22 protein-coding genes and 2 pseudogenes are annotated in these 24,848 nt (G+C 71.0%); 18 read left to right on the top strand and 6 right to left on the bottom strand.

The window, feature by feature from the left end; all coding sequences use genetic code 11:
• Positions 1 to 128 precede the first annotated feature (128 nt).
• The 3 genes from KBX50_RS13025 to KBX50_RS13035 are packed head-to-tail and all read left to right on the top strand — an operon-like array spanning position 129 to position 3,496.
• Entirely contained in the window at positions 129 to 1,481 is a 1,353-nt protein-coding gene (locus KBX50_RS13025; protein ID WP_210937286.1) for a hemolysin family protein, read from the top strand.
• Positions 1,478 to 2,545, top strand: coding sequence for a hemolysin family protein (locus tag KBX50_RS13030; protein WP_210937287.1), 1,068 nt, complete (start codon positions 1,478 to 1,480; stop codon positions 2,543 to 2,545). The genes KBX50_RS13025 and KBX50_RS13030 overlap by 4 nt, the downstream gene beginning before the upstream one ends.
• Positions 2,546 to 2,554: 9 nt before the next feature.
• Positions 2,555 to 3,496, top strand: coding sequence for a sporulation protein (locus tag KBX50_RS13035; RefSeq protein ID WP_210937288.1), 942 nt, complete (start codon positions 2,555 to 2,557; stop codon positions 3,494 to 3,496).
• Positions 3,497 to 3,575: 79 nt separating this feature from the next.
• Here KBX50_RS13035 and leuE read toward each other — a convergent pair whose 3' ends face one another.
• Positions 3,576 to 4,238 (bottom strand): leucine efflux protein LeuE, encoded by a 663-nt coding sequence (leuE, locus tag KBX50_RS13040; RefSeq protein ID WP_210937289.1) that lies wholly within the window; start codon positions 4,236 to 4,238, stop codon positions 3,576 to 3,578.
• The gene (locus tag KBX50_RS13045) at positions 4,235 to 5,479 is read right to left on the bottom strand and encodes a bifunctional pyridoxamine 5'-phosphate oxidase family protein/GNAT family N-acetyltransferase (RefSeq protein ID WP_210937290.1); all 1,245 of its coding nucleotides are present in this window, start codon (positions 5,477 to 5,479) and stop codon (positions 4,235 to 4,237) included. Before KBX50_RS13045 ends, leuE begins: the two co-directional genes overlap by 4 nt.
• 34 nt (positions 5,480 to 5,513) lie before the next feature.
• Between KBX50_RS13045 and KBX50_RS13050 the strand changes: the two genes are divergently transcribed.
• The 11 genes and pseudogenes from KBX50_RS13050 to rny all read left to right on the top strand — a co-directional run bounded on the left by KBX50_RS13050 (position 5,514) and on the right by rny (position 16,516).
• Positions 5,514 to 6,854 (top strand): aminotransferase class I/II-fold pyridoxal phosphate-dependent enzyme, encoded by a 1,341-nt coding sequence (locus KBX50_RS13050; protein WP_210937291.1) that lies wholly within the window; start codon positions 5,514 to 5,516, stop codon positions 6,852 to 6,854.
• Between the two features lie 441 nt (positions 6,855 to 7,295).
• On the top strand, positions 7,296 to 7,997 hold the full coding sequence (locus KBX50_RS13055; protein ID WP_210937292.1) for a UdgX family uracil-DNA binding protein: 702 nt from the start codon (positions 7,296 to 7,298) through the stop codon (positions 7,995 to 7,997).
• A gap of 75 nt (positions 7,998 to 8,072) precedes the next feature.
• Positions 8,073 to 9,212, top strand: a complete 1,140-nt coding sequence (locus KBX50_RS13060; protein WP_210937293.1) for an acyl-CoA dehydrogenase family protein — start codon at positions 8,073 to 8,075, stop codon at positions 9,210 to 9,212.
• Between the two features lie 68 nt (positions 9,213 to 9,280).
• A complete protein-coding gene (locus KBX50_RS13065) occupies positions 9,281 to 10,663 on the top strand; it encodes an MFS transporter (RefSeq protein ID WP_210937294.1) in 1,383 nt (460 codons plus the stop codon).
• Positions 10,664 to 10,667: 4 nt separating this feature from the next.
• A complete protein-coding gene (locus KBX50_RS13070) occupies positions 10,668 to 10,868 on the top strand; it encodes a DUF3046 domain-containing protein (protein ID WP_210937295.1) in 201 nt (66 codons plus the stop codon).
• 185 nt (positions 10,869 to 11,053) lie between these two features.
• Positions 11,054 to 11,905 (top strand): annotated as a pseudogene (gene recA / locus KBX50_RS33330) (recombinase RecA); the annotation flags it as partial.
• 39 nt (positions 11,906 to 11,944) lie between these two features.
• Positions 11,945 to 12,520: pseudogene (locus KBX50_RS33335) on the top strand (LAGLIDADG endonuclease); the annotation flags it as partial.
• Between the two features lie 171 nt (positions 12,521 to 12,691).
• Complete coding sequence (locus tag KBX50_RS33340) at positions 12,692 to 13,192, top strand: hypothetical protein (RefSeq protein WP_269742610.1); 501 nt, start codon at positions 12,692 to 12,694, stop codon at positions 13,190 to 13,192.
• A 10-nt stretch (positions 13,193 to 13,202) separates the two neighbouring features.
• Positions 13,203 to 13,967, top strand: coding sequence for a regulatory protein RecX (locus KBX50_RS13080; RefSeq protein ID WP_210937297.1), 765 nt, complete (start codon positions 13,203 to 13,205; stop codon positions 13,965 to 13,967).
• A 660-nt stretch (positions 13,968 to 14,627) separates the two neighbouring features.
• Positions 14,628 to 14,753 (top strand): hypothetical protein, encoded by a 126-nt coding sequence (locus KBX50_RS33345; protein ID WP_282101379.1) that lies wholly within the window; start codon positions 14,628 to 14,630, stop codon positions 14,751 to 14,753.
• Entirely contained in the window at positions 14,750 to 16,516 is a 1,767-nt protein-coding gene (gene rny, locus KBX50_RS13085) for a ribonuclease Y (RefSeq protein ID WP_210937298.1), read from the top strand. The genes KBX50_RS33345 and rny overlap by 4 nt, the downstream gene beginning before the upstream one ends.
• 119 nt (positions 16,517 to 16,635) lie before the next feature.
• Here the strand turns inward: rny and KBX50_RS13090 are convergent, their stop codons facing one another.
• The 4 genes from KBX50_RS13090 to KBX50_RS13105 all read right to left on the bottom strand — a co-directional run bounded on the left by KBX50_RS13090 (position 16,636) and on the right by KBX50_RS13105 (position 19,958).
• Entirely contained in the window at positions 16,636 to 17,532 is an 897-nt protein-coding gene (locus tag KBX50_RS13090) for an amino acid ABC transporter permease (protein ID WP_210937386.1), read from the bottom strand.
• Positions 17,529 to 18,203, bottom strand: a complete 675-nt coding sequence (locus tag KBX50_RS13095) for an amino acid ABC transporter permease (protein ID WP_210937299.1) — start codon at positions 18,201 to 18,203, stop codon at positions 17,529 to 17,531. The genes KBX50_RS13090 and KBX50_RS13095 overlap by 4 nt, the downstream gene beginning before the upstream one ends.
• A gap of 81 nt (positions 18,204 to 18,284) precedes the next feature.
• Positions 18,285 to 19,151 carry a glutamate ABC transporter substrate-binding protein gene (locus KBX50_RS13100; RefSeq protein WP_093410229.1) on the bottom strand — a complete coding sequence of 289 codons (867 nt, stop codon included), beginning with the start codon at positions 19,149 to 19,151 and terminating at the stop codon, positions 18,285 to 18,287.
• A gap of 60 nt (positions 19,152 to 19,211) precedes the next feature.
• Positions 19,212 to 19,958 (bottom strand): amino acid ABC transporter ATP-binding protein, encoded by a 747-nt coding sequence (locus tag KBX50_RS13105; protein WP_093410231.1) that lies wholly within the window; start codon positions 19,956 to 19,958, stop codon positions 19,212 to 19,214.
• Positions 19,959 to 20,146: 188 nt separating this feature from the next.
• Between KBX50_RS13105 and selD the strand changes: the two genes are divergently transcribed.
• From selD to KBX50_RS13125, 4 genes are all read left to right on the top strand, one after another.
• Positions 20,147 to 21,136, top strand: a complete 990-nt coding sequence (gene selD, locus KBX50_RS13110; protein WP_210937300.1) for a selenide, water dikinase SelD — start codon at positions 20,147 to 20,149, stop codon at positions 21,134 to 21,136.
• A 215-nt stretch (positions 21,137 to 21,351) separates the two neighbouring features.
• Positions 21,352 to 21,831, top strand: coding sequence for a hypothetical protein (locus KBX50_RS13115; RefSeq protein ID WP_210937301.1), 480 nt, complete (start codon positions 21,352 to 21,354; stop codon positions 21,829 to 21,831).
• Positions 21,832 to 21,916: 85 nt separating this feature from the next.
• Entirely contained in the window at positions 21,917 to 23,434 is a 1,518-nt protein-coding gene (gene miaB, locus KBX50_RS13120; protein WP_210937302.1) for a tRNA (N6-isopentenyl adenosine(37)-C2)-methylthiotransferase MiaB, read from the top strand.
• Positions 23,435 to 23,653: 219 nt separating this feature from the next.
• Positions 23,654 to 24,847: a tetratricopeptide repeat protein gene (locus KBX50_RS13125; protein ID WP_247673603.1), complete on the top strand. Its 1,194-nt coding sequence runs from the start codon at positions 23,654 to 23,656 to the stop codon at positions 24,845 to 24,847.
• The last annotated feature ends 1 nt before the right edge of the window (position 24,848 follow it).

Here is a 24,848-nt window from a genome sequence, read left to right on the forward strand (position 1 = left end):
CGGCCCGGGCCGTGACGCCGGTAGAATGACCACATGATCGACTCCTCTGCCCAGGAGGGCAGCAGTAGCCAGCCGGGTAGGCCCCGGCATCCCCACACACCGACGACCCCGGGAGCCCTGAACCTCCCGTGTTGATCCTCGTCGGTCTTCTCCTGATCGTTGTCTTGACCGTCGCGACGGGCTACTTCGTCGCGCAGGAGTTCGGCTACGTCGCGGTCGACCGCGGCAAGCTGAAGCAACTCGCCGCCGAGGGTGACCAGGCGTCCGCCCGGGCCCTGGAGGTCGCCGGACGGCTGTCGTTCATGCTCTCCGGCGCGCAGCTCGGCATCACCGTGACCGCCCTGCTGGTCGGCTACGTCGCCGAGCCGTACCTCGGTGCCGGCCTGGCCGAGCTGCTCGGCGTGGCCGGCGTCTCCACCGGCGTCAGCCTGCCGCTGTCGGTCGCGCTGGCCCTGGTCATCGCCACCGTGGTGCAGATGGTCGTGGGTGAGCTGGCCCCGAAGAACCTGGCCATCGCCCGCCCCGAACCGGTCGCCCGAGCGCTGGCCCGTTCCACCCTGGCCTACCTGGCCATCGCCGGCCCGCTGATCAAGCTCTTCGACAAGTCCGCGGTGCGGCTGCTACGGCGGGTCGGCATCGAGCCCATCGAGGAACTGCCCAGCGGCGCCACCCCGGAGGACCTGGAGCAGATCATCGCCGAGTCCCGGCTGGAGGGGCACCTCGACGCTGACATGTCGGAGCTGCTGGACCGAGGGCTCGACTTCCGGCAGTTGACGGCCGGTGAGGCCATGGTGCCCCGGGTGGACGTGCACACCGTGCGCGCGCACGAGCCGGTCAGCCGAGTGGTCGAACTGCTCGACACCGGCCGCTCCCGCTTCCCGGTGCGCGGCGCGGAGGGCGTCGACGACCTGGTTGGCGTGATCGGCATCGCCGACGTGCTCCAGGTGCCCGCGGCCGAGCGCGCCACCACCCCGGTCAGCGCGGTGGCCGTACCGCCGCTGCTGGTACCCGAGACGCTGCCGCTGCCCACCGTGCTGGACCGGCTCCGTTCCGGGCACCGCCAGCTCGCCTGCGTGGTCGACGAGTACGGCGGCTTCGCGGGCGTCATCACGCTGGAGGACATCGCCGAGGAACTGGTCGGCCCGATCCGCGACGAGGACGACCCGCCGGAGCGGGCCCCGGCGCGGCAGGATGACGGCTCGTGGGTGGTACCCGCCCGCTGGCGTATCGACGAGGTCGCCGACAGCACCGGCATCGCCCTGCCCGAAGGACCCGAGTACGACACGCTCTCCGGGCTGGTCATGCGGGAGCTGGGCCGGGTGCCCGAGGTCGGCGACCGGCTGGAGATCAGCCTGCCGGCCGACGGCGACAACGGGCAGGTGCCGCCACGCGCCCTGGTCGAGGTGCTGGAGGTGGACCGGCACGTGGCCGACTCGGTCCGCCTCCAGGTGATCGACGGGCACGCGGAGGTGACGGCATGAGCACCGGGTTCGCGCTGATCACCTCGGTGGTCCTGCTGGCCCTCAACGGTTTCTTCGTCGCCGCCGAGTTCGCCCTGGTGGCGAGCAAGCGGTACCGCCTGGAACAGGCGGCGGCCAGCGGCGGCCGGGCCGCCCGGGCCGCCCTCGACGGCGTACGCGAGCTGTCCCTGATGCTGGCCGGCGCACAGCTCGGCATCACCCTGTGCACGCTGGGCCTCGGTGCCCTGGCCGAGCCGGCGATCGAGCGGCTGCTCAGTCCGCTGCTGCACGCCGTCGGTCTGCCGTACGGCGCCAGCCACGTGATCGCGTTGATCTTCGCGCTGAGCCTGGTCACCTTCCTGCACCTGGTGGTCGGTGAGATGGCACCGAAGTCCTGGGCGATCACCCACCCGGAACGGTCCGCGTTGCTGTTGGCCCTGCCGTTCCGGGCCTTCGCCCGGGTGGCCCGTCCGGTGCTGTCGGTGCTCAACGCGGTGGCCAACGCCATGCTGCGGCTGGTGAAGGTCAACCCGCAGGACCAGCTGGCCCAGGTGCACGGCCCCGACGAGCTGCGGATGCTGCTCGAACAGTCCCGGGAACACGGGCTGCTCGGCGCCGCCCAGCACGAACTGCTGACCAGCATGCTGGAGTTGCAGGGCACGACGGTCGCCCAGGTGATGGAGCCGTTCGACCGGATGGTGACCGTGCGCCGGAACGATCCGGCGGGCCGCATCGAGCAGGTCAGTCGGGACAGCGGCCGGTCACGGCTGGCGGTGCTGGACGCCGCCGGTGACGTCTGCGGTCTGGTGCACGTACGGGAGGCGGTGCGGGCCACCGCCGGCCGGCCCGACGCCACCGCCGCCGACCTGATGAACGACGCCATCACGCTCCCCGACACCGCCACCGTGACCGAGGCGGTGGCCGTGATGCGGGCCCGCCAGTCGCAACTCGCCCTGGTCCGTAACGGTGGTGGTCCCACCCGGCCGGTCGGCTTCGTCGCTTTGGAGGACCTGCTGGAGGAGGTCATCGGGGAGTTCGACGACGAGACCGATCCGATCCCGCGCGCGGTACGCCGGCTCAGATAGGAGCCACAGGTGCGGCTGACGGGGGTGTCACCGGAATCGGGCGGAACCGGCCTGACGGTGCAGACCGCGCTGGCCAACCCGAGCACCCGCCCCGGCCTGCGCCTGCCGGGGCGGGTGAACCTCATCGCCGGTTCCGTCGACGTACCGGTCCTGCACGTCCGGCTCGGCCTGGTCAGCACGGTCGAGCCGGACGATCCGGAGGCTCCCCGCCGGCTGGTGCAGTTTCACCAGGCCCAGGTGGCCGGTGCCCTGGTGCTGCGGGCCGGGCGAGCCCGGTCGATCCCGTTCGAGTTCCCGATCCCGTGGGAGACACCGGTGACCACGTACGGCGGGGTGCCGTTGCTCAGCCTGCGGATGGGACTGCGTACCGAGGTGGCGATCGAGGCCACCCTGGACCAGGGCGCGATGGTGCCGGTCTTCGTTCACCCGCTGCCGACCCAGCAGCACATCCTGGCCGCCCTGGACACGCTCGGCTTCAGCGTCCGCCAGTCCGGCCTGCTCGACGGCCGGCTGCCCGGCGTGGAGCACGCCCTGCCGCTGCACCAGCGGTGGGGCTTCTGGGTCGGTCCGCTCTATGCCGGGCCGATCACCGAACTGGAGGTGATCTTCGTAGCGAACTCCGCCGGCCTGGAGGTGATCCTCTGGTGTGACCGGCGGCTGGCGCTGGCCGGGATCACCCACACCAGCATCAGTCGGTTCCGGATCTGGCACGTCGGCGCCGACCAGCGGGACTGGGTGAGCACCGTGGACGGCTGGCTGCGCGAGGCCATCAACCGGCACGCCGCCGCGGCGGCGCACGCCGACTGGTCGGCCACCATCTCCGAGTCGGCCCACGTCAGCCGCCCACCGGACCGGCCGCTGCCACCCGGACCGCCGTCCGGTGGCGACGCGGGCGGCGCCGGTGTCGGTGGCGGCGAGGGCGGTGGTGGCGGCGGAGGTGGCGGCACCTGAGGCCGTTCGCGCCACGACCTGACGCCGTTCGCGCCGGCACCGCAGCGGCTCGTCCGCCGGGAGGCTCCCGTGCGTCTCGTCAGCCCTGGGCGAGCTTGAGGCCGAAGCCGAGGAAGAGGGCGCCCACGGCGCTTGTCGCGCCGGCCGCCAACCGGCGGCGCCGGCTGAACTGGGCAGCCAGGAAGGTGCCCGCGAAGATCAGCGCGGTCAGGTAGAGCGCGCTGGTCACCTGGGCGATCAGACCGAGCAGCAGGAACGACAGCGCGGGCCAGGGGTACGTCGGGTCGACGAACTGGATGAAGAACGAGACGAAGAACAGGATCGCCTTCGGGTTGAGCAGACTGATCACCAGTGCCTTGCGGAACGGGCTGCGCGTCGCCGCCGGCGCTGCGGCGTCGATCAACCGCGGAGTGCCCGGGTCGTTGCGGTCCCGCCAGCGCCGCCACGCCCCACGCAGCATGGTCAACCCCACATAGCCCAGGTACGCGGCGCCCGCGTACTTGATCACGAGGAAGATCGGGGGGTACGCCTTGAGCAGCGAGGCCACTCCGGCGGCGGAGAGGAACATCAGGATCGCGTCACCGACCCAGACGCCGCTCGCCGCCTGGTAGCCGACGCCGACGCCGCGCCGCGCGGCGGTGGAGAGGACGAACAGCGAGTTGGGGCCGGGCAGCAGCACGATGGCCACGGTGCCCAGCACGTACGTCCAGATGTCGGTGATTCCCAGCACGTCCGACATCATCGGGCCGACGTGGGCCGGACACGAAGCCTTTCCCGCAGGCTGACCTGTGCTTTCGCCCACTCGTCGACGGTCATCGAATACTGCACGGTGTCCCGCCACGAGCCGTCGGGGCGCAACCGGTGCATCCGCAGCACCCCCTCCCGGGTCGCGCCGAGCCGCTCGATGGCGCGCTGCGAACGCTCGTTGCGAATGTCGGTGTGCCAGACCACCCGCACCGCACCCAGCTCGTCGAAGGCGCGGGTGAGCAGCAGCAGCTTCGCCTCGGTGTTGATCCCGGTGCGCCACCAAGGCCGGCCGAGCATGGTGTGCCCGATCGCCACCGACCGACGCTCCGGGTCGATCTCGTAGTACGAGGTGGTGCCGACCACCGCGCCGGTGACCGCGCAGCGCTGCGCCCAGGCGACCCGTTCCTGCCGGTGTTGCTCGGCCAGGGCGGCGGAGATCACCTCACGCAGCTGCTCCGGCCCGGTCGGCAGTGGCCGGCTGAGGTGCCGCCAGACCTCCGCGTCGGCGGTGGCGGCGTACAACTCGTCGGTGTGGGCCTCATCGAGTGGCTCCAGCAGCACGTGTGCGCCGCCCAGCACCGCCGGTTCGTGCCAGGGCGAGCGGTCCGGACGCAGGTACGCCGGCAGCGGTGCGGTGACCCCGACGTCCGGCTGCGGCAGGCCGGGGGTCAGCCGCAGCGGCACCACCCCGGCCCAGTGCGCCAGGTCGAGATCGGCCGGGTCGTCGCGTACCGCGCCGGTGCGGCTGCGCAGCGACACCTCCGCCAGCGGCAGCGCCAGCACGGCGGTCTCGGCCAGCTCCCGTCGGTTCGGCGGGCGACTGTCCGCCGCGCGGCCGGTGCCGACCTTCTCCACCAGAGCGGTCAGCACGTCGGACTTTTCGCCCGGGTCGGTGACCAGGTGGGCGGTGCCGTGCGCGACGACCGACCGGTAGTTGGCGCTGTGGTGGAACTGGGAGCGGCCGTAGACCAGTCCGTCGAGGAGGGTGACCGCGACGCAGACCGGCAGGCCGTCGGCGCGGGCGGCGAGCAGTGGCCGGCTGCCGGTGGATCCGTGCAGGTAGAGCGTGTCGCCGATGCGTACGTGCAGGGTGGGCAGCACGCGCGGCTCACCATCCACAGTGAACCCGAGCACGCAGTGGTACGCCTCGTCGAGCACGGCGTGGCTGGCGGTGCGGTCGTAGCTCATCCGCTCCCGGGAACGACTGGCGGTGGTGCGGGTGGTTGGCGAGTACATGCTTCCACCTTTGTTCTAGTACAATGCTGTGTTTGTGTCAGTACGCTATCAGGTGACGGGTGCGACGGCCGCCGAGATTTCGGCCAGTATCGAGTCCGGCATCCGCGACGCCGCCCTTGCTCCCGGTGACCCACTGCCACCGGTGCGCACTCTCGCCGCCGACCTGGCCGTCAGCCCGGCCACCGTCTCCCGCGCCTACGCCGAACTGCGTCGCCGTGGCCTCGTCGTCACCGCCGGCCGGCACGGCACCCGGGTACGCCCCCGACCACCGGTCGCCGCCCGCCGAGCCGCGCTGCGCCCACCACCCGCCCCCGGGCTGCGCGACCTGTCCCGAGGCGAACCCGACCAGCGACTGCTGCCGCCGCTGCGTCGGCATCTGGCTGCCCTCGCTGATACCGTCGGCGACCCGGTGGCCTATCCCGACCTCGGCGTACTGCCCGAGATGACCGAGGTGGCCGGGGCACGGCTGACCGCCGACGGGGTGCCGGCCCCCGGGCTGACCCTCACCGGCGGCGCCTTGGACGGCATCGAACGCCTGCTCGGCGCGCACCTGCGCCACGGCGACGCGGTAGCCGTGGAGGATCCCGGCTGGACCGGCCTGCTCGACCTGCTCGCCGCGCTCGGGCTACGACCGATCGGAATGCCCGTCGACGACGACGGGCCGATCGTCGCGGGAGTCGCCGCCGCCCTCGCCGCCGGAGCGCGAGCGCTCATCGTGACCAGCCGGGCCCAGAACCCCACCGGCGCGGCAGTCTCGGCCGACCGGGCCAGCGCCCTGCGTGCCCTGCTCGCCGGCCGGGCCGACCTGCTGTTGATCGAGGACGATCACGCCGCCGAGCTGGCCCGCGTACCGTTGCACCCGCTCGCCGGAGCGACCACCCACTGGGCCTTCCTCCGCTCGGTCAGCAAGCCCTTCGGCCCAGACCTGCGCCTGGCTGTGCTGGCCGGAGACGAGACCACTGTGGCGCGGGTGGCCGGCCGAGCCCGGGTCGGTACCGGCTGGGTCTCCACCGTCCTGCAACGCCTCGTGCTCTCGCTCTGGAAGGATCCGGAGGTGACCGCCCTGGTCGACCGGGCCGCTGCGAGCTACGAACGACGGCGCCACGCCCTGATCACCGCCCTCGCCCGCCGTGACCTGCCCGCCCACGGCCGCACCGGCATCAACGTCTGGGTGCCGGTGGACGACGAGACCAGCGCGCTGACCGCCCTGCGGGACGCCGGCTGGGCGGTCGCGCCGGGCGCGCTCTACCGGATCGCCGGCCCGCCGGGGCTGCGCATCACCGTCAGCCACCTGAACGAGGAGGAGATCCCCGCGCTCGCCGACGCGGTCGCCCGCGCAGCCCGCCCCACCCCCTCCCCGAACTTCACCGCCTGACCAGAACCCTGTCGCCCCCACCTGCCCCCACCCGCCCTGGCGGCGGTGACGCAGCAATTTCCCCGATGTTGCTGTGTCGGCGTGGTAATGAGCCAGCAACATCGGGGAAGTTGCTGGCCAGGTCGGGGTTCAGGGCAGCAACATCCCCGCAGTTGCTGATTCGACGCAGGTCTGCGGCAGGGCTTGGGTAGGGCGGCCCGGCTTGCGGCATCTCGGGTTGTCCCGGCCGGTGGATACGCCGAGTTGCGGCATCCCGGTCCTGCCCTCCGCGGGGCCCTGCCTCTCGGTGGGCCTGGCTCTTCGTGAGCCGGCCGCGCTGTCTCTCCCGCGCGGCTGCCGCGGGCTGCCGGGGCTGCCCCTTTCGCCGAACGGGTGCGGAAAGCGGCAGCAACCCGCGTTCCCGCTCGCGTGGGGCGCGTCACAGCGGGTAGAACAGTCGCCATGGCCGACACCGACACCGCGCCCGGCGCACAGCGGTTCATCCCGCCGCAGGCCGACACCCTCGACGACCTGCGGGCCGCCGCCACCGGCTGCCGAGGCTGCGAGCTGTACCGGGACGCCTCACAGACCGTCTTCGGCCGGGGCGACGCCACCGCCCGGGTGGTCTTCGTCGGCGAACAGCCCGGCGACATGGAGGACCAGAAGGGGCTGCCCTTCGTCGGCCCCGCCGGCCGGCTGCTGCGCAAGGCGGTCGACGACGCCAAGCTGGACCCGGCCCACATCTACCTCACCAACGCCGTGAAGCACTTCCGCTTCGAACTACGCGGTAAGCGGCGGATCCACCAGACCCCCGACCGGGTACACATCACCGCCTGCCGGCCCTGGCTGGTCGCCGAGTTCGCCCAGTTGACCCCCGAGGTGATCGTGGTGCTCGGGGCAACCGCCGCGAAAGCGCTGCTCGGCCCGACGTTCCGGGTCACCCGCCAGCGCGGCGAACTGCTGCCCTGGCCGGCCGCCGCCCAACATCCGGAGGACTTCCAACGGGTACCGGTGGACAGCGCCGGAGGGACCACCGACGCGCCCCCGGCCCAGCTGCTGGCCACCATCCACCCCTCCGCCGTGCTCCGGGCCGACAACCAGGACGTGGCGTACGACGGGCTGGTCGCCGACCTCACCGTCGCGGCTCGCGCCCTCGCCCGCTGATCCGCCCGCTCGCCCCCACCGCAGCGCCGGCACCGACCACGCGACGACGTCGCGGACGGTGCCACACTTGCCGCCATGCAGCAGCACCTCTACGAGCCCGACCACGACGAGTTCCGGGACCTGTGTCGGCGGTTCCTGGACCGCGAGGCCGTGCCGCACCACGACGGCTGGGAGGCCGACGGCATCGTCGACCGCGAGGTGTGGCGGAAGGCCGGTGCCGCCGGACTGCTCGGGATGGACGTCGACCCCGAGTACGGCGGCGGCGGACAGCGGGACTTCCGGTACAACGCCGTCCTGGTCGAGGAGATCGTCAACTCGGGCTGCTCCGGGCTCGGCTTCGGCCTGCACAACGACGTGGTCGCGCCGTACCTCACCGAACTGACCACCGAGGAGCAGCGCCAGCGCTGGCTGCCCCGGTTCTGCTCCGGCGATCTCGTCACCGCCATCGCGATGAGCGAACCCGGCGCCGGCTCCGACCTGGCCGGCGTCCGCACCACCGCCGTCCGCGACGGCGACAGCTACCTGCTCAACGGGCAGAAGACGTTCATCACCAACGGTGAACTGGCCGACCTGGTGATCGTGGTGGCCCGTACCGCCGACGAGGGCGCCCACGGCGTGAGCCTGATCGCGGTGGAGACCGGAACCGCCGGCTTCACCCGGGGCCGCCGACTGGCCAAGGTCGGGTTGAAGGCCAACGACACCGCCGAACTCTTCTTCGACGACTGTCGGGTGCCGGCCGCCAACCTCATCGGCACCGAGAACCACGGCTTCTACCACCTGATGGCCAACCTGCCCCGGGAACGGCTCAGCATCGCCGTCGCCGCGGTCGCCGCCGCGGAACGGCTGCTCGCCCTCACCCTGGACCACGCGCGTACCCGGGAGGCGTTCGGCCGGCCGATCGGGAAGTTCCAGCACAACCGGTTCCTCCTCGCCGAACTGGACACCGAGGTCACCATCGCGCGGACCTTCGTCAACCACTGCGTGGCCGAGTTCAACGCCGGCCGGCTGTCGGTGACCGACGCGGCCAAGGCCAAGTGGTGGACCACGGAGTTGCAGAACCGGGTGGCCGACCGGTGCGTGCAGCTGCACGGTGGCTACGGCTTCATGGCGGAGTACCCGGTGGCGCGGGCCTGGCTGGACAGCCGGGTGCAGACCATCTACGGCGGCACCACGGAGATCATGAAGGAGATCATCGGCCGCGGTCTGGGGCTGTGACGAGAACCGGGCTGCCGGCTGGCGGTCGGGTGCGAAAGGATGGTCACCCCTTACCAAGGAGCCTCCCGTTGGCCACTGACCTGACGACCACGCCGGCGCATCCGGACGTCGCGCCCATCCAGCGGCGCACCCTGCGGCTGCTCTTCACCACCCAGGTCGTCGGCGGCATCGGGGTGACCATCGGCATCTCCGTCGGCGCTCTGCTCGCCGCCGAGATCGCCGGCACCGCCGTGGCCGGCCTGGCGCAGAGCGCCGCCGTCGTCGGCGCCGCACTGCTCGCCGTGCCGGTCACCCGGATCATCACCGGGTACGGCCGCCGCCCCGGCCTGGCCGTCGCGTACGTGGTCGGGGCGCTGGGCGGGGCGCTTGTCGTGCTCGCCGCGGCAACCCGGTCGGTCCCGCTGCTCTTCCTCGGCATGCTCCTCTTCGGCGGCGGCTCCGCCGCCAACCTCCAGGCCCGCTACGCCGCGGTCGATCTCGCCGAACCGGACCGGCGTGCCCGGCAACTGTCGCTGATCGTCTGGGCCACCACCATCGGCGCGGTGGCCGCCCCGAACTTCGCCGCGCTCGCCGACCGCACCACAAGCGGCTGGGGGCTGCCGGCGCTGTCCGGCCCGTTCGCGTTCAGCGCCGTCGCGTTCGTGCTCGCCGCCGGCGTACTGCTGCTGTGGTTGCGGCCCGACCCGCTGCTCACCGCGCGCCGGCTCGCGGTGGCCCGGGCCGCCGCGTCCGAGCCGCCTCCGCCTGGTCCACCACCGGTCCCGGCCGAGCCGGCCCAGGCGGCGTCCGCGCTCGCCCCGGCCGGCCCGGTCCCGGCACCGGCAGCGCCGGCCCGGCGCGGCGTGGGCATGCGCGCCGCCTGGTCGGTGGTACGCGCCCGACCGGCCGCCCGGCTCGGCGTGTCCGCCGTGGCCGTAGGCCACCTGGTGATGGTGGCGGTGATGGCGATGACCCCGGTGCACCTGCGGGAGTACTACGCCGTCGACGAGGTGCTGCCGGTGGTCGGGCTGGTGCTGAGCCTGCACATCGCCGGCATGTACGCGCTGGCACCAGTGGTCGGCTGGCTCGCCGACCGGTTCGGTCGGCGCCCGGTCATCCTCGGCGGGATCGGCACGCTGCTGGCCGCCTGCGCGGTCGCCGGCACCGCCGGGCACCACACGCCCCGGCTCACCGTCGGGCTCATCCTGCTCGGGCTCGGCTGGTCGGCGACCATGGTGGCCGGTTCCACCCTGCTGTCGGAGTCGGTACCGGACGAGGTGCGGCCCAGCGCCCAGGGCCTGTCCGACCTGCTCATGGGGCTGGCCGGAGCGTCGGCCGGAGCACTGAGCGGGTTTGTCATGCAATTGGCGGGCTATCCGGTGCTGACCCTGCTCGCCGCGGTCGCGGTGGCACCCCTGCTGGCGCTAGCGTTGCGTCCGGTGCCGATGATTGCACCGGACAGGAAGGACTGATCACGTGCGGCTGACCGACTTCTGGGCGCGCCTGGCCGAGGCGTTCGGTCCGGCGTACGCGGCCAGCATCGCCAGCGACCAGGTGCTGTCGGAACTCGGCGGGCGAACCATCGAGCAGGCCCTCAAGGCCGGCGTGGAGACGCACGTGGTGTGGCGCGCCGTGGTCGCGGCCTATCCGGACCGGGTCCCCGTCCGGCTACGCTGAGCAGCCGATTCGTTACTTCCGCGTGTCTCTTGCCGAGTCGTACACCTGTTCGGCTATTGTCCACAGCGGGGTGCTCGTCCACAGGCCACGGCCAGTCGGCTGGTTTTCTGTCGGACCCAGCGCCTAGCGTGTCCCGCGTGACGCGAAGCTCAGGAAAGACGCCGGCGAAGGCAGGGGTGGCAACGATGGCGGCAGGTCCTGACCGGGAGAAGGCGCTCGACCTTGCTCTCGCTCAGATCGACAAGCAGTTCGGCAAGGGCTCGGTGATGCGGCTGGGGGAGCGACCGGTCATCCAGACCTCGGTCATTCCGACCGGTTCCATCGCGCTCGACGTGGCGCTCGGCGTGGGCGGTCTGCCCCGCGGCCGGGTCGTCGAGGTGTACGGCCCGGAGAGCAGCGGTAAGACCACGGTCGCCCTGCACGCGGTGGCCAACGCCCAGCGGGCCGGCGGTATCGCCGCCTTCATCGACGCCGAGCACGCGCTCGACCCGGAGTACGCCAGGGCCCTCGGTGTCGACACCGACGCCCTGCTGGTCTCCCAGCCGGACACCGGCGAGCAGGCGCTGGAGATCGCGGACATGCTGGTCCGCTCCGGCGCGATCGACATCATCGTGATCGACTCGGTGGCCGCGCTGGTGCCGCGCGCCGAGATCGAGGGCGAGATGGGCGACAGCCACGTCGGTCTCCAGGCCCGGCTGATGAGCCAGGCGCTGCGGAAGATCACCGGTGTGCTCAACAACACCGGCACCACCGCGATTTTCATCAACCAGCTCCGCGAGAAGATCGGGGTCATGTTCGGCTGCATGTCGTACTCGACCCGGGTCACTCTGGCCGACGGCACGCAGGAGAAGATCGGCAAGATCGTCAACCAGCGGATGGACGTCGAGGTCCTCTCCTACAACCCGGACACCGACCGGGTGGAGCCGAAGCGGATCACCAACTGGTTCAACAACGGTCCGGCGGAGCAGTTCCTCCAGTTCACCGTCGCCAAGTCGGGTGGCAACGGGCGGGCGCAGTTCGCCGCCACCGCCAACCACCTGGTACGCACTCCCGGCGGCTGGCGGGAGGCGGGCGAGTTGATCGCCGGCGACCGGGTGATGCTCGCCGAGTCACGCCGTCTCAGCGAGCAGCAGTGGCAGGTCTTGCTCGGCTCGCTGATGGGTGACGGTAACCTGTCGCCGAACCGCCAGGATCGCTCCGGTGTCCGCTTCCGCCTCGGCCACGGTGCACAGCAGGTCGACTACCTCGACTGGAAGGTCTCGCTGCTGGGCAACATCGGCCACTCCCGGCGTACCGACGCACGGGGCGCCGCTTTCGTGGACTTCACCCCGCTGCCGGAGTTGGACGAGCTGCGCCGTGCGGTCTACCTGGGTGACGGCAAGAAGCACCTCAGCTGGGACTACCTCAAGGCGCTGACTCCTCTGGCGCTCGCGGTGTGGTACATGGACGACGGCTGCTTCACCGTCCGCTCCAAGGGCCTGCAGGAGCGTACGGCCGGCGGTTCCGGCCGGATCGAGATCTGCGTCGAGGCGATGGCGGAGGGCAGCCGGGATCGTCTGGTGGAGCATCTGCGCGACGCGTACGGGATGGACGTGAAGCTGGTGTCCCGGGGGGCCCGACAGACGGCGTCGATCGTCTTCACCACGGAGTCGTCGGCGAAGTTCCAAGAGCTGGTTGCTCCCTACGTGCCGGCGGCGATGGAGGCCAAGCTGCTGCCGCGCTTCCGGGGCCAGTGCGCCGTCGAGCCGCAGTTCGTCGCGGCGGAGCTGATGCCGGTGCCGGCACGGGTCATCGATGTCCGGGTCAAGCCGAAGACCCGTTCGATGAACCGGTTCGACATCGAGGTTGAGGGCAACCACAACTACTTCGTCGACGGTGTCATGGTGCACAACAGCCCTGAGACCACCACCGGTGGTCGGGCGTTGAAGTTCTACGCCTCGGTCCGGCTCGACGTGCGGCGCATCGAGAGTCTGAAGGACGGCACCGACGTGGTCGGTAACCGCACCCGGGTCAAGGTCGTGAAGAACAAGGTCGCATCCCCGTTCAAGCAGGCCGAGTTCGACATCATGTACGGCAAGGGCATCTCCCGTGAGGGTTCGCTGATCGACGTCGGCGTCGAGCAGTCGATCATTCGCAAGTCCGGTGCCTGGTACACCTACGAGGGCGACCAGTTGGGCCAGGGCAAGGAGAAGGCCCGCGAGTTCCTCCGGGAGAACCCGGACGTGGCCGCCGAGATCGAGAAGAAGATCCTGGAGAAGCTCGGCGTCGGGGTCGGCGCGGGCGACGCCGCCGGTGGCCCGGAGCTGCCGCCGGTCGACTTCTGATCGACGATCCGTGGCAGGACGACGTGCCCGCTCGGGGCGGGGCTGGGATGCCAGTCCGCCCCGCGCGGGTGACGCCACACCACGACCCCGTCGAGGCCGCCGCGCCGCCGGCAACGCCTCCGACCCGGGTGACCCGTCGGCTCCGGACGTGTCGGCTCCAGGTTCCCCGGCCTCGGGCAGGGCTGGTTCCACCCGACGGGCCGGCGGTTCGGCACGCGGTGACGCGGCTGCCACGCCTCGCGACGAGGCCGAGGTGGCCCGGGAGATCTGCCTGCGGCAGCTCGCGGTGCGTCCGCGTACTCGTGCCGAGCTGGCCAGCGCGTTGGCGCGGCGGGGCATCTCCGAGGAGACCGCCAACCAGGTCCTCGACCGGTACGACGAGGTCGGCATCATCGACGACGCCGCGTTCGCCCGGGCCTGGGTGAGCAGCCGGCACGCCGGCCGTGGGCTGGCTCGCCGAGCACTCGCCAACGAGCTGCGTCAGCGCGGCGTGGACGGCGACACGGCCAGCGAGGCGCTGGACGAGCTGGACGAGACCACCGAGGCGGAGACCGCCCGCGCCCTGGTGGAGCGGAAACTGCGGACCGCCCGGGGCGAGCCGGACGCGGTGTTCCGGCGACTGGTCGGCATGCTGGCCCGCAAGGGGTACCCGGCCGGTGTCGCGATCCGGGCGGTGAAGGACGCGATCGCCGCGCAGAGCGCCGAGGCGGCCGAGTTCGCCGAGCAGATCGACGCCGACGCCCTCGCCGACGCCGAGGGCGAGATCGACCGCTGACCGCGCGTTCGCGCTGTCGTGCCGTCCACCAACTGTGATCCCGGCCTGGCCCGTCCCGGGGGCGCGGGCGATGCGTGTGGCGCGGCTGCGACGACCACCTTCGCGACGTGACCAGCCCTGATGAGTCAACTCGGCGTTGGTTGTTCGTCTTTTTTGCCCACTGGCGTCCGAGTGTTCATAGGCGGAGGGTGACGATTTAACTTCTCTCCGTCCGGGTGGTTTGATCATCCGTTCTTGACCGGAGCCCGGTTGAGACCTAGCCTCGCCATAAGGCTCACATTGCCCGACCAAGCGCAGGCTAAGCGCACAACATAGATCCCGTAACAGAACAGCATCACTTTGGCCGGCACCTTCGGCCGCGTACGTCAGCTCCGGACAGGCCGGTCCGGGCTCACGTGACAGTGCACCCGGCCCGCCGACGGCCGTCAGGGACGTCGGCGGAGGAAGCCAACCCACGGCCATGCGCTCCGGTCGGGCGTCCAGAGTCGCAGGAGCGTGCCCACCCGGCAGGCTGTTGCGGCGCGACGGTTCAGGGGAGGCGCGCCATGGCGAGGCGGCACAGGTTCACCGGAGTCCCGGTATGAGCGAGCGGAGCGGGCCGATCTTGAGGCTTCGTTCGGCGTTGCCCGCCAGGGGCACGCAGCGGAACGGAGCGCCGGCATGAGCGCGGGGGCGGGCGCTCCCGGTGCGGCGGAGTCCGGGGCCAGCGACGACGGTGAGCAGAGTTCCGGCCCACCTGCCGTCGCCCTCGGGGTCGGCGACCGGCCGGACGGAGCCGTTCGATGAGCGCCTTCGACGTCGTGATTCTCGTCGCCGTGCTGGTGTTGACCCTCGTGGTCCTCGGTGCGGTTCTGTTCGGCGTGCGCCTGATGCGGGGTTTCATGTCGCGTCCGGCGGCGGAGGATCCGGCGTACGTCGCGGAGAAGGACCGGCAGGAGCAGTCGCTGGCCGCGCTGCGCACGGCCGCCGACGAGGCGAACAGCACCATCGATGTGGCGAAGTCCGCGGCGGCGGCGGCCCGCGCCGAGGCGGCGGCGGCCAAGGCCGAGGCGAAGGCCGCCCGGGCGGAGGCACGTCGGGTGCTCGACGACGCCCGCGCCGAGGCGGACACGGTGCTGGAACGGGCGCACAAGCAGGCCGAGGCGGATGCCGAGCAGTTGCGCACGGCGGCCCGGCGCAGCGGTGAGCGGGAGGTGGCGGTGCTGGCCGCGACCACCCGGGAGCAGGCCGCCGAGGTGGAGCGGCGGGCGACCCGGATGGACGAGCGGGAGCGGCTGCACACCGAGGAGGTGGAGCGGCTCGCGGAACGGGAACGCCAGCTCACCGCGGCCAACGCCGCGCTGGCGGCCCGTGAGGCGGCGCTGGCCGAGCGGGAGGCCGAGCTGGCCGAGGTCGAGAACCAGCGGCGACGTGAGTTGGAGCGGGTAGCCGGGTTGACCGCCGACGCCGCGCGGGCCGAGTTGGTCGAGGCGATCGAGGGCCAGGCGAAGCGGGAGGCCGCGCTGCTGGTCCGGGACATCGAGTCCGACGCGAGGTCGACGGCCGAGCAGCGGGCCCGGCACATCGTGGTCGACGCCATCCAGCGGGTGGCCAGCGAGCAGACCGCCGAGAGTGTGGTCAGTGTGCTGCATCTGCCGGGCGACGAGATGAAGGGGCGGATCATCGGCCGGGAAGGCCGCAACATCCGGGCCTTCGAGTCGGTCACCGGGGTCAACCTGATCATCGACGACACTCCCGAGGCGGTGCTGCTGTCCTGCTTCGACCCGGTGCGCCGGGAGGTCGGTCGGTTGACGCTGGAGAAGCTGGTGCTGGACGGCCGGATCCACCCGCACCGCATCGAGGAGGTGCACGAGCTGGCCCGGCAGGAGGTGGACCAACTCTGCCACCGGGCCGCCGAGGACGCTCTGGTGGAGGTCGGCATCACCGAGATCCACCCGGAGCTGGTCACCCTGCTCGGTCGGTTGCGCTACCGCACGTCGTACGGGCAGAACGTGCTCAAGCACCTGGTGGAGACCGCGCACATCGCCGGGATCATGGCGGCCGAGCTGCGGTTGGACGTGCCGCTGATCAAGCGGTCGGCTTTCCTGCACGACATCGGCAAGGCGCTCACCCACGAGGTGGAGGGCAGCCATGCCCTCATCGGCGCGGACGTGGCCCGTAAGTACGGCGAGAGCGAGGACGTGGTGCACGCCATCGAGGCGCACCACAACGAGGTGCCGCCGCAGACCGTGGAGGCGGTGCTGACCCAGGCGTCCGACGCCTGCTCAGGCGGTCGGCCGGGAGCGCGGCGGGAGAGCCTGGAGGCGTACGTCAAGCGGCTGGAACGCATCGAGGAGATCGCGGCCGGCAAGGTCGGGGTGGAGAAGGTCTTCGCGATGCAGGCGGGCCGGGAGATCCGGGTGATGGTCAAGCCCGACGACGTCGACGACATCGGCGCGGCGGTGCTGGCCCGGGACGTGGCCAAGCAGGTCGAGGAGGAGTTGACCTATCCGGGGCAGATCCGGGTGACGGTGGTCCGCGAGTCCCGGGTCACCGAGATCGCCCGCTGAGGCGTCCGCTCGACCCCGCAGCGGGAGTCCCTTGCTGGCGGCGTTCAGTCCCAGGGCTCCACGGACGGCGATGCGGCGCGCGGCGAGGTAGCCGCGCGCCGCATCGAAGCGGTACCCGCTCAGCCCTGCGGCTCGGAGACGGTGGCGCCGCCCTCCGGGGTGGAGTCCGCCGCTCCGGCCGGCGCGGTCTGCTTCGGTACCCGGAAGGCCCGAACACCGCTGCGCCGGTCCAGCCAGCCGGCGAACCAGGTGAGCAGCGAGTTGATCACGATGTAGATGACGGCGGCGACGATGGCGCAGGCGATGATGTTGCCGTAGTTGGCGGAGAGGTCGTTGACGCCGCGCTGGAGCAGCTCCGGGTAGGCCACGATGTAGCCGAGCGCGGTGTCCTTGAGCAGCACCACCAGCTGGCTGACGATGATCGGCAGCATGGCGCGGGCCGCCTGGGGCAGCAGGATCATCCGCATCACCTGGTTCTTACGCATGCCGATCGCGTACGCCGCCTCGGACTGCCCGCCGGGCACGGCCCGGATTCCGGCCCGGAACGCCTCGGCCAGCACCGACCCGTTGTAGAGCGTCAGGCCGATCACCACGGCCCAGAAGGCGGTCACCGGACCCTTGATGAGGAACGGTACGCCGTAGAAGATGAAGAAGATCATCAGCAGCAGCGGGACGGCGCGGAAGAACTCCACCACCATGCCGGCCGGCACGCTGACCCACCAGCGGTCGGAAAGCCGGCCGAAGGCGAAGACGACGCCGAAGGCGAGCGACAGCACCATGCCGACCCCGGCCGCCTTCAGGGTCGCCCACAGGCCCGGCAGGATGAACTGGGTCCAGGTGGCCGACCGGGTGAACGGCTCCCACAGCCGGGGCTCCCACTGGTTGGCCTGGTCGAACTTCGTGTAGATCCAGTAGAGCAGCCCGAGCAGCACGACGCCGAAGACGACACTCAGCACCGCGTTGCGGATCCTGGCCCGGGGTCCCGGGTGGTCGTAGAGGACGCTGGTGCTCATCAGCGCTTCACCGCCAGACGGTTGGCCAACCAGCCGAAGAAGTAGCCGGTGGGAATCAGGAGCGCGGCGAACGTGCCGGCGAAGACCAGGAAGATCAAAATGACGGCGTTACCGTAGCTGTTGAGCAGGTCCTTCATGACGCTGGAGGCCTCGACGAGCCCGATGGTGCCGACGATTGTGGCGTTCTTGCAGAGCGCGATCAGGATGCTGCCGAAGGGCGCGATCACCGAGCGGGCGGCCTGCGGCAGCACCACGATCCGCAGCGTCTGCGCGAACGACAGCCCGATCGCCCGGGCCGCCTCGGCCTGGCCGGCCGGCACGGTGTTGATGCCCGAGCGCACCGCCTCGCAGACGAAGGCGGCGGTGTAGGTCGACAGGCCGATCACACCGAGCCAGTAGATGTTGACGTCGAGTTCCTGAGACAGGCTCAGCCCGAGGGTGGCGTACAGCCCGAAGTAGCAGAAGAAGACGACAAGGGTCAGCGGGGTGTTGCGGAAGATGTTGACCCAGGCCGCGCCGAAGCCGCGCAGCACGGGTACGGGGGAGACCCGCATCGCGGCCAGCAGCACGCCGACCACCAGCGCGCAGACCGCGGACGCGCCGGTCAGCTTGAGGATCCAGACGAAGCCCGACACGAACGCGTCGAAGTTCTGCGGATCGGTGAATACGTCCATGCTTCGGCTCCCGGGGCACGTTATGAGGGCCGGTGACAGGCCGGAGCCGGCACCCGCAAGGGGTGCCGGCTCCGGTACCGGTCAGACAGCGCCGCAGTGGGTCAGCTTGGTGGTGTCCAGCTCGGGCGCGGGGGTGCCGCTCTTGCCCAGGGTGGCGTCCCAGGCAGCCTTGTAGCTGCCGTCCTCGGCGGCGGCCTTGAGGATCTCGTTGACCTTCTCGCAGCCGTCGGTGTCGTCCTTCTTCAGACCGATGCCGTAGGGCTCGTCGGAGAAGGTGCTGCCGACCACCTTGAACTTGCCGGCGTACTGGTCCTGCGCGGCGTAGCCGGCGAGGATGATGTCGTCGGTGGTCACCGCGTCGACCTGGCCGTTCTCCAGCAGCGGCAGGCACTTCGAGTACGCGTCGAACTGCTGCAGCTTGGCATCCGGGTAGTTCTCGGTGATCCGCTTGGCCGGCGTCGAACCGGTTACCGAGCAGACCGTCTTACCCGCCAGCTGGTCCGGGCCGGTGAGGGTGGAGTCCGCCTTGACCAGCAGGTCCTGGCCGGCGATGTAGTACGGTCCGGCGAAGTTGACCTTCTGCTTGCGCTCGTCGTTGATGGTGTAGGTGGCCACCACGAGGTCGACGGTGCCCTGCTCGATGAAGGGCTCCCGGTTGGCCGACACGGTGGTCTTCCACTCGATGCCGCTCTCCTCGACGCCGAGGCCCTTCGCGATGATCTTCGCGATCTCGATGTCGAAGCCCTCGTACTGGCTACCGGTCTGCAGGCCCAGGCCCGGCTGGTCGGCCTTGACGCCGATGACCAGCTTGTTCTGGCTCTCGGCCTTGCCGACGATGCCACCGGCGCCCGTGCCGGAGCCGCCCTCGTCGCTGTCCCCGCCGCAGGCGGTCATCGCGACCGCGAGGCCGGCAACGGCGGCAACCGCCGCCATCCGCTTCATTCGCATACCTGATCTCCTTCTTCAACTGGAGCCGGCCGGGTCACGGCCCGCCCCACTACCGGACGCCTAGTGGGTGAGGATCTTGGAGAGGAAGTCCTTGGCGCGCTCGCTGCGCGGATTCGCGAAGAACTCCGTCGGAGCGGCATCCTCGACGAGCTTGCCGTCGGCCATGAAGATGACGCGGTTGGCCGCGTGCCGCGCGAAACCCATCTCGTGGGTGACCACGACCATGGTCATGCCGTCGCGGGCGAGCGAGGTCATCACGTCCAGCACCTCGCCGACCATCTCCGGGTCCAGCGCGCTGGTGGGCTCGTCGAAGAGCATCGCCTTGGGCTGCATGGCCAGCGCGCGGGCGATCGCGGCGCGCTGCTGCTGGCCGCCGGAGAGCTGGGCCGGGTACTTGTCGGCCTGGTTGGCGATGCCGACCCGGTCGAGCAGGGCCAGCCCTCGCTCCCGGGCCGCCGCCGGCTTCTCCTTGCGGACCTTGATCGGGCCGAGGGTGACGTTCTCCAGGATCGTCTTGTGCGCGAAGAGGTTGAACGACTGGAACACCATGCCGACCTCGCTGCGCAGCTTGGCCAGGGCCTTGCCCTCGGCCGGCAGCGCCTGCCCGTCGAAGGTGATGGTGCCGGAGTTGATCGGCTCAAGCCGGTTGATGGTGCGGCACAGGGTCGACTTGCCGGAACCGGAGGGGCCGATCACCACGACCACCTCGCCCCGCCCCACCGACAGCGAGACGTCGTCCAGTACGTGCAACGGCCCGAACCATTTGTTGACCGAGTCCAGCACGATGAGCGGTTCGCCCGTCGCCACGTCGTCTGTCCTCCTCGTCGCTGTCGGAAGTCGGTCGACCCCCGGTAGCGGCCACTGTAGGCGGGGTGAAGTGGCGGAACACAACTCAGATGGTCACGGAGCGGTAACACCCTGGATGATCCGACTCCGGCGTCCGAATTTGACCCGCCCGGCTGGCGTCCGGCCCGGGTGACGGAGATCATGAGGAGATGACCGAGCCCGTGCGGCTGACCCGGTACGCCCGTGGCGGCGGGTGCGCCTGCAAGATCCCGCCCGGTGAGCTGGAGGCGATGGTGGCCGGCCTCGGTCCGACCGCCGGCACCGCTGAGCTGCTGGTCGGGCTGGACCACGGTGACGACGCCGCGGTGGTCCGGCTGGACGAGCGCACCGGCCTGGTGACCACTGCGGACTTCTTCACGCCGGTGGTCGATGACGCGTACGACTGGGGTCGGATCGCCGCCACCAACGCCCTGTCCGACGTGTACGCGATGGGCGGCAGTCCGCTGGTCGCGCTCAACCTGCTCTGCTGGCCTCGCGAGGTGCTGCCGCTGGAACTGGCCCGGGAGGTGCTGCGCGGCGGCCTGGATGTGGCCCGTGCGGCCGGCTGTCATCTGGCCGGCGGGCACAGCGTCGACGACGACGGTCCGAAGTACGGCCTGGCCGTCACCGGGCTGGTCCGGCCGGAAGAGGTGATCACCCTGGACGCTGGGCGGGTCGGCCTGCCGTTGTCACTTACCAAGCCGCTCGGCGTCGGCGTGCTCAACACCCGCCACAAGAGCACCGGCGAGAGCTTCCCGGCGGCGGTGGCGGCGATGACCACGCTGAACCGGGACGCCGCGCGGGCGGCCGTGGCGGCCGGCGTGCGCTGCGGCACCGACGTGACCGGATTCGGTCTGCTCGGGCACGCCTCGAAGCTGGCCCGGGCGAGCCGGCTGACGGTGGCGATCGACACCGCCCGGGTGCCGTACCTGGCCGGTGCCCGAGAGGCGGTCCGGGACGGGTACGTCAGCGGTGGTTCCCGCCGCAACCTGGAGTGGGTGACCCCGTGGACGGACTTCGGCGCCGCCACCGAGGAGGATCGGCTGCTGCTGGCCGACGCGCAGACCTCGGGCGGGCTGCTGATCGCCGGGGAGATACCGGGCGCCCCGGTGATCGGTGAGCTGCTGCCCCCCGGGGAACACCGGGTCGTCCTGCGCTGAACGCAGGTTTCGGTACGCGTGCCGTTGCGTGGGAACGCGCACGATACCCGATAAACTGTCATCTTCCCGCTACCTGGAGCGATGATGCTCCGGGAAATTTGGGCCAGAATGGTCACAGACCGGTAACTTGCCCCCGGCTGGGGGCAAATGCCCCCCACCATCGTCGTATGGCCCGATCCGGAGGCCGGTGGGGACGAGCACAGCGAGGAGACGGCATGACCGAGCTGTGGAACTGGAGAATCGACCAGGTACGACCGGTGGAGGTCTACCCGGCGCTGGCCGACGCGCTCGGTCGGGTGGTGATGCCGCTGGCGGTGGCGGATCCGCTGCGGCTGCCGACGTACGCGGTGGTCTGCGACGTCTGGCAGGCGCCGGGGGAGTTCGCCACGATCGTGGACTGCTACGGCGTACCGGACGAGTTGCCTGAACTGCCCAGCGTCGCGGCGCTGGCCCGGCTGCTCGGCCGCAACTGCGTCCTGCGTGACGACACGCTCGACGACACCCGGCACCTGCTGGTGGCCCCGGACGGCAGCATCCGCCCGGTCCACTTCGACGTGCGGGAGACCGACGACGGCGAGGTGCTCAGCGACCGCCGGCTGTGCACCGAGGCGGATCCGCGCTGCCGGGGCTGGTCGCGCTGCCACCGCTCCCGCTGGGCGCCCGACTCGGTCAACCCCGCCCTGGCCGCCGCCTGAGGTCCTACGACGCCGTGGCGGGTCGGCTGCCGCAGTGCATCACGTTTGCGTCCGATTCCTCGGGCCCGGCTACGCTGTGCACGTCATGACTACCGCAGCGGCGGGCGGCCCGCGCACCTACCAGGTGCGCACCTACGGCTGCCAGATGAACGTGCACGACTCCGAGCGCATTTCCGGCCTGCTGGAGCAGGCGGGTTACGTCCGCGCGGGCGAGGCCGAGGACACCCCCGACGTGGTGGTGTTCAACACCTGCGCGGTCCGGGAGAACGCGGACAACCGGCTCTACGGCAACCTCGGTCACCTGCGTCCGGTCAAGAACCGGCACCCGGGGATGCAGATCGCCGTCGGTGGCTGCCTGGCCCAGAAGGACCGGGGCGACATCGTCCGCCGGGCACCGTGGGTGGACGTGGTCTTCGGTACCCACAACATCGGCTCGCTGCCGGTGCTGCTGGAGCGCGCCCGGCACAACGCCGCCGCCGAGGTGGAGATCCTCGAATCCCTCGACGTCTTCCCCTCGACGCTGCCGACCCGCCGCGAGTCGACGTACGCCGGCTGGGTGTCGATCTCGGTGGGCTGCAACAACACCTGCACCTTCTGCATCGTGCCGTCGCTGCGCGGCAAGGAGAAGGACCGCCGCCCCGGCGACATCCTCAGCGAGGTCCGGGCGCTTGTCGACGAGGGCGTGCTGGAGGTGACCCTGCTCGGGCAGAACGTCAACTCCTACGGCGTCGAGTTCGGCGACAGGTACGCCTTCGGCAAGCTGCTGCGGGCCTGCGGTGAGATCGACGGGTTGGAGCGGGTCCGCTTCACCAGCCCGCACCCGAAGGACTTCACCGACGACGTGATCGCGGCGATGGCCGAGACGCCGAACGTCTGCCCCTCGCTGCACATGCCGTTGCAGTCCGGCTCGGACGACGTGCTGCGCACGATGCGCCGGTCGTACCGGTCGGATAAGTACCTGGGGATCATCGAGAAGGTCCGCGCCGCCATGCCCGACGCGGCGATCACCACCGACATCATCGTCGGCTTCCCCGGTGAGACCGAGGCGGACTTCGAGCGCACCCTGGACGTGGTCCGCGAGGCGAGGTTCGCCTCCGCCTTCACCTTCCAGTACTCCAAGCGCCCCGGCACGCCGGCCGCGAGCATGGGCGGGCAGCTGCCCAAGCCTGTCGTGCAGGAGCGGTACGAGCGGCTGATCGCCTGCGTGGAGGAGATCACCTGGGCGGAGAACAAGAAGCTGGTCGGCGAGACCGTCGAGGTGCTGGTCGCCGTCGGTGAGGGCCGCAAGGACGAGCGGACCGGCCGGCTGTCGGGCCGGGCCCGTGACGGTCGCCTGGTGCACTTCGCGACGGGCGGGGCCGGCGAGCCGGGTGCCGCCGAAGCGATTCGGCCGGGCGACATCGTGCACACCACGATCACCTACGCCGCGCCGCACCACCTCAACGCCGACGGTGCGCCGCTGTCGCACCGGCGGACCCGCGCCGGTGACGCGGCCGAGGCGGGTCGTTCACCGCGTACCCCCGGGGTGCTGCTGGGGCTGCCCACGATCGGCGCGCCGGCCGCGACGCCCGCGCCGACGACGGGCTGCTCCGTCTCGCCCTGAGCTGGGTCGACGTTCCTCCAGGCTCAAGCACTCGCAGGCAGGCAGTCGTTCTCGCCTGGATCCCGCCGGTAGCTGCTGCGGTCGAACCCGCCACGGCCTCCACCTCACCATGCCGTCCTGATTCGACGGTGCTGATGCCTGCTTCGGTGTCAGATCTTGGTCGTTGTGGTCTGCCGAGTCGGTGCCGGCCGTATCGTGCTGGCCCGTGTGGAGGATCTTTTGACTCGCCCACGGTCGGCTGCCTCGGTTGCCCAGTGGGTGGAGGTGCACCGGCTGGCGGTGGCAGGCCGGGAGCCGGCGATCGCCCGGCATGTCGGGGATCGGGTGGGGAGGGCGTGGCTGCGCACGTCCCGGTTCGCCGATGTCGAGACCCTCGCGACCGCGACCCTGACCCTCGGCCCGGACGCCAGCGCCTTCTATCACCTGGGGCGGGCCCAAGCCGCCACCGGGCGATCCCGGCCTGCCCTGAAAAGCTACGACCAGGCCCTACGCCTCTACCGCGAGGCCGACGACCTCGGCGATGAAGCCGCCACCCTCAACAACATCGGTGCCGTGTACGACGGGCTCGGGGATCGGCAGCGGGCCCTCAGCTACTACCTGGGGGCACTGTCCATCCAGCGGGTGATCGGCCACCGCAAGGGCGAAGCTGCCACCCTCACCAACATCGGCACCGTGTACCGCGGGCTCGGGGACCGGCAGCAGGCCCTCACCTACTATCGGCAGGCCCTACCCATTCAGCAGGAGGTCGGCGACCGGGCCGGCGAGGCCATCACCCTCAACAACATCGGCCACGTGTACGACGGCCTTGGGATGCGCCAGCAGGCCCTCACCTACTTCCAGCAGGCCCTACCCATTCAGCAGGAGGTCGGCGACCGGGCCAGCGAAGCCGTCACCCTCACCAATATCGGTGCCGCCTACGACGGGCTCGGGGATCAGCAGCAGGCCCTCATCTACCTCCAACAGGCCCTATCTATCCATCGGAAGGTCGGTGAACGGGCCGGCGAAGCGGCCACCCTCAACAACATCGGCCACGCGTACGACCGGCTCGGGGATCGGCAGCAGGCCCTCACCTACTTCCAGCAGGCCCTACCTATCCAGCGGGAGGTCGGCGACCGGGCCGGCGAAGCCACCGCCCTCTACAACATCGGTGCTATCCGGTCCCAGGAGGGCGATCTCGCTGGTGCGGAGGCTGTGCTCATTGAAGTTCTTGAGGTCTTCCGCGCAATTGATGATCGCGCATCCGCCGCCACGGCGAGCTTCACCATGGCCAGCGTGCTATGGCAGATGCAGCGAGCGGACGATGCCATCGAGTTCCAGCGCCGCGCGGTGGCGCTGGCCGAGCAGACGAGTCATCCGGATCGGAATCTGATGCGAGAGTTGCTCGTGCACCTTGAGCGGACAAGGAAGGGATAGC

This window comes from Micromonospora sp. C51 (assembly GCF_018070435.1).
GTDB lineage: Bacteria > Actinomycetota > Actinomycetes > Mycobacteriales > Micromonosporaceae > Micromonospora > Micromonospora sediminimaris.

Bases quoted from the DNA above. Each gene is read 5' to 3' on its own strand.
- KBX50_RS13060 (WP_210937293.1), top strand. From the start codon at position 8,073: ATGCAGCAGCACCTCTACGAGCCCGACCACGACGAGTTCCGGGACCTG.
- KBX50_RS13045 (WP_210937290.1), bottom strand. From the start codon at position 5,479: ATGTACTCGCCAACCACCCGCACCACCGCCAGTCGTTCCCGGGAGCGG.
- KBX50_RS13055 (WP_210937292.1), top strand. From the start codon at position 7,296: ATGGCCGACACCGACACCGCGCCCGGCGCACAGCGGTTCATCCCGCCG.
- KBX50_RS33345 (WP_282101379.1), top strand. From the start codon at position 14,628: ATGAGCGCGGGGGCGGGCGCTCCCGGTGCGGCGGAGTCCGGGGCCAGC.
- KBX50_RS13100 (WP_093410229.1), bottom strand. From the start codon at position 19,151: ATGCGAATGAAGCGGATGGCGGCGGTTGCCGCCGTTGCCGGCCTCGCG.
- rny (WP_210937298.1), top strand. From the start codon at position 14,750: ATGAGCGCCTTCGACGTCGTGATTCTCGTCGCCGTGCTGGTGTTGACC.
- selD (WP_210937300.1), top strand. From the start codon at position 20,147: ATGACCGAGCCCGTGCGGCTGACCCGGTACGCCCGTGGCGGCGGGTGC.
- KBX50_RS33340 (WP_269742610.1), top strand. From the start codon at position 12,692: ATGAACCGGTTCGACATCGAGGTTGAGGGCAACCACAACTACTTCGTC.
- miaB (WP_210937302.1), top strand. From the start codon at position 21,917: ATGACTACCGCAGCGGCGGGCGGCCCGCGCACCTACCAGGTGCGCACC.
- KBX50_RS13030 (WP_210937287.1), top strand. From the start codon at position 1,478: ATGAGCACCGGGTTCGCGCTGATCACCTCGGTGGTCCTGCTGGCCCTC.
- KBX50_RS13095 (WP_210937299.1), bottom strand. From the start codon at position 18,203: ATGGACGTATTCACCGATCCGCAGAACTTCGACGCGTTCGTGTCGGGC.
- KBX50_RS13115 (WP_210937301.1), top strand. From the start codon at position 21,352: ATGACCGAGCTGTGGAACTGGAGAATCGACCAGGTACGACCGGTGGAG.
- leuE (WP_210937289.1), bottom strand. From the start codon at position 4,238: ATGATGTCGGACGTGCTGGGAATCACCGACATCTGGACGTACGTGCTG.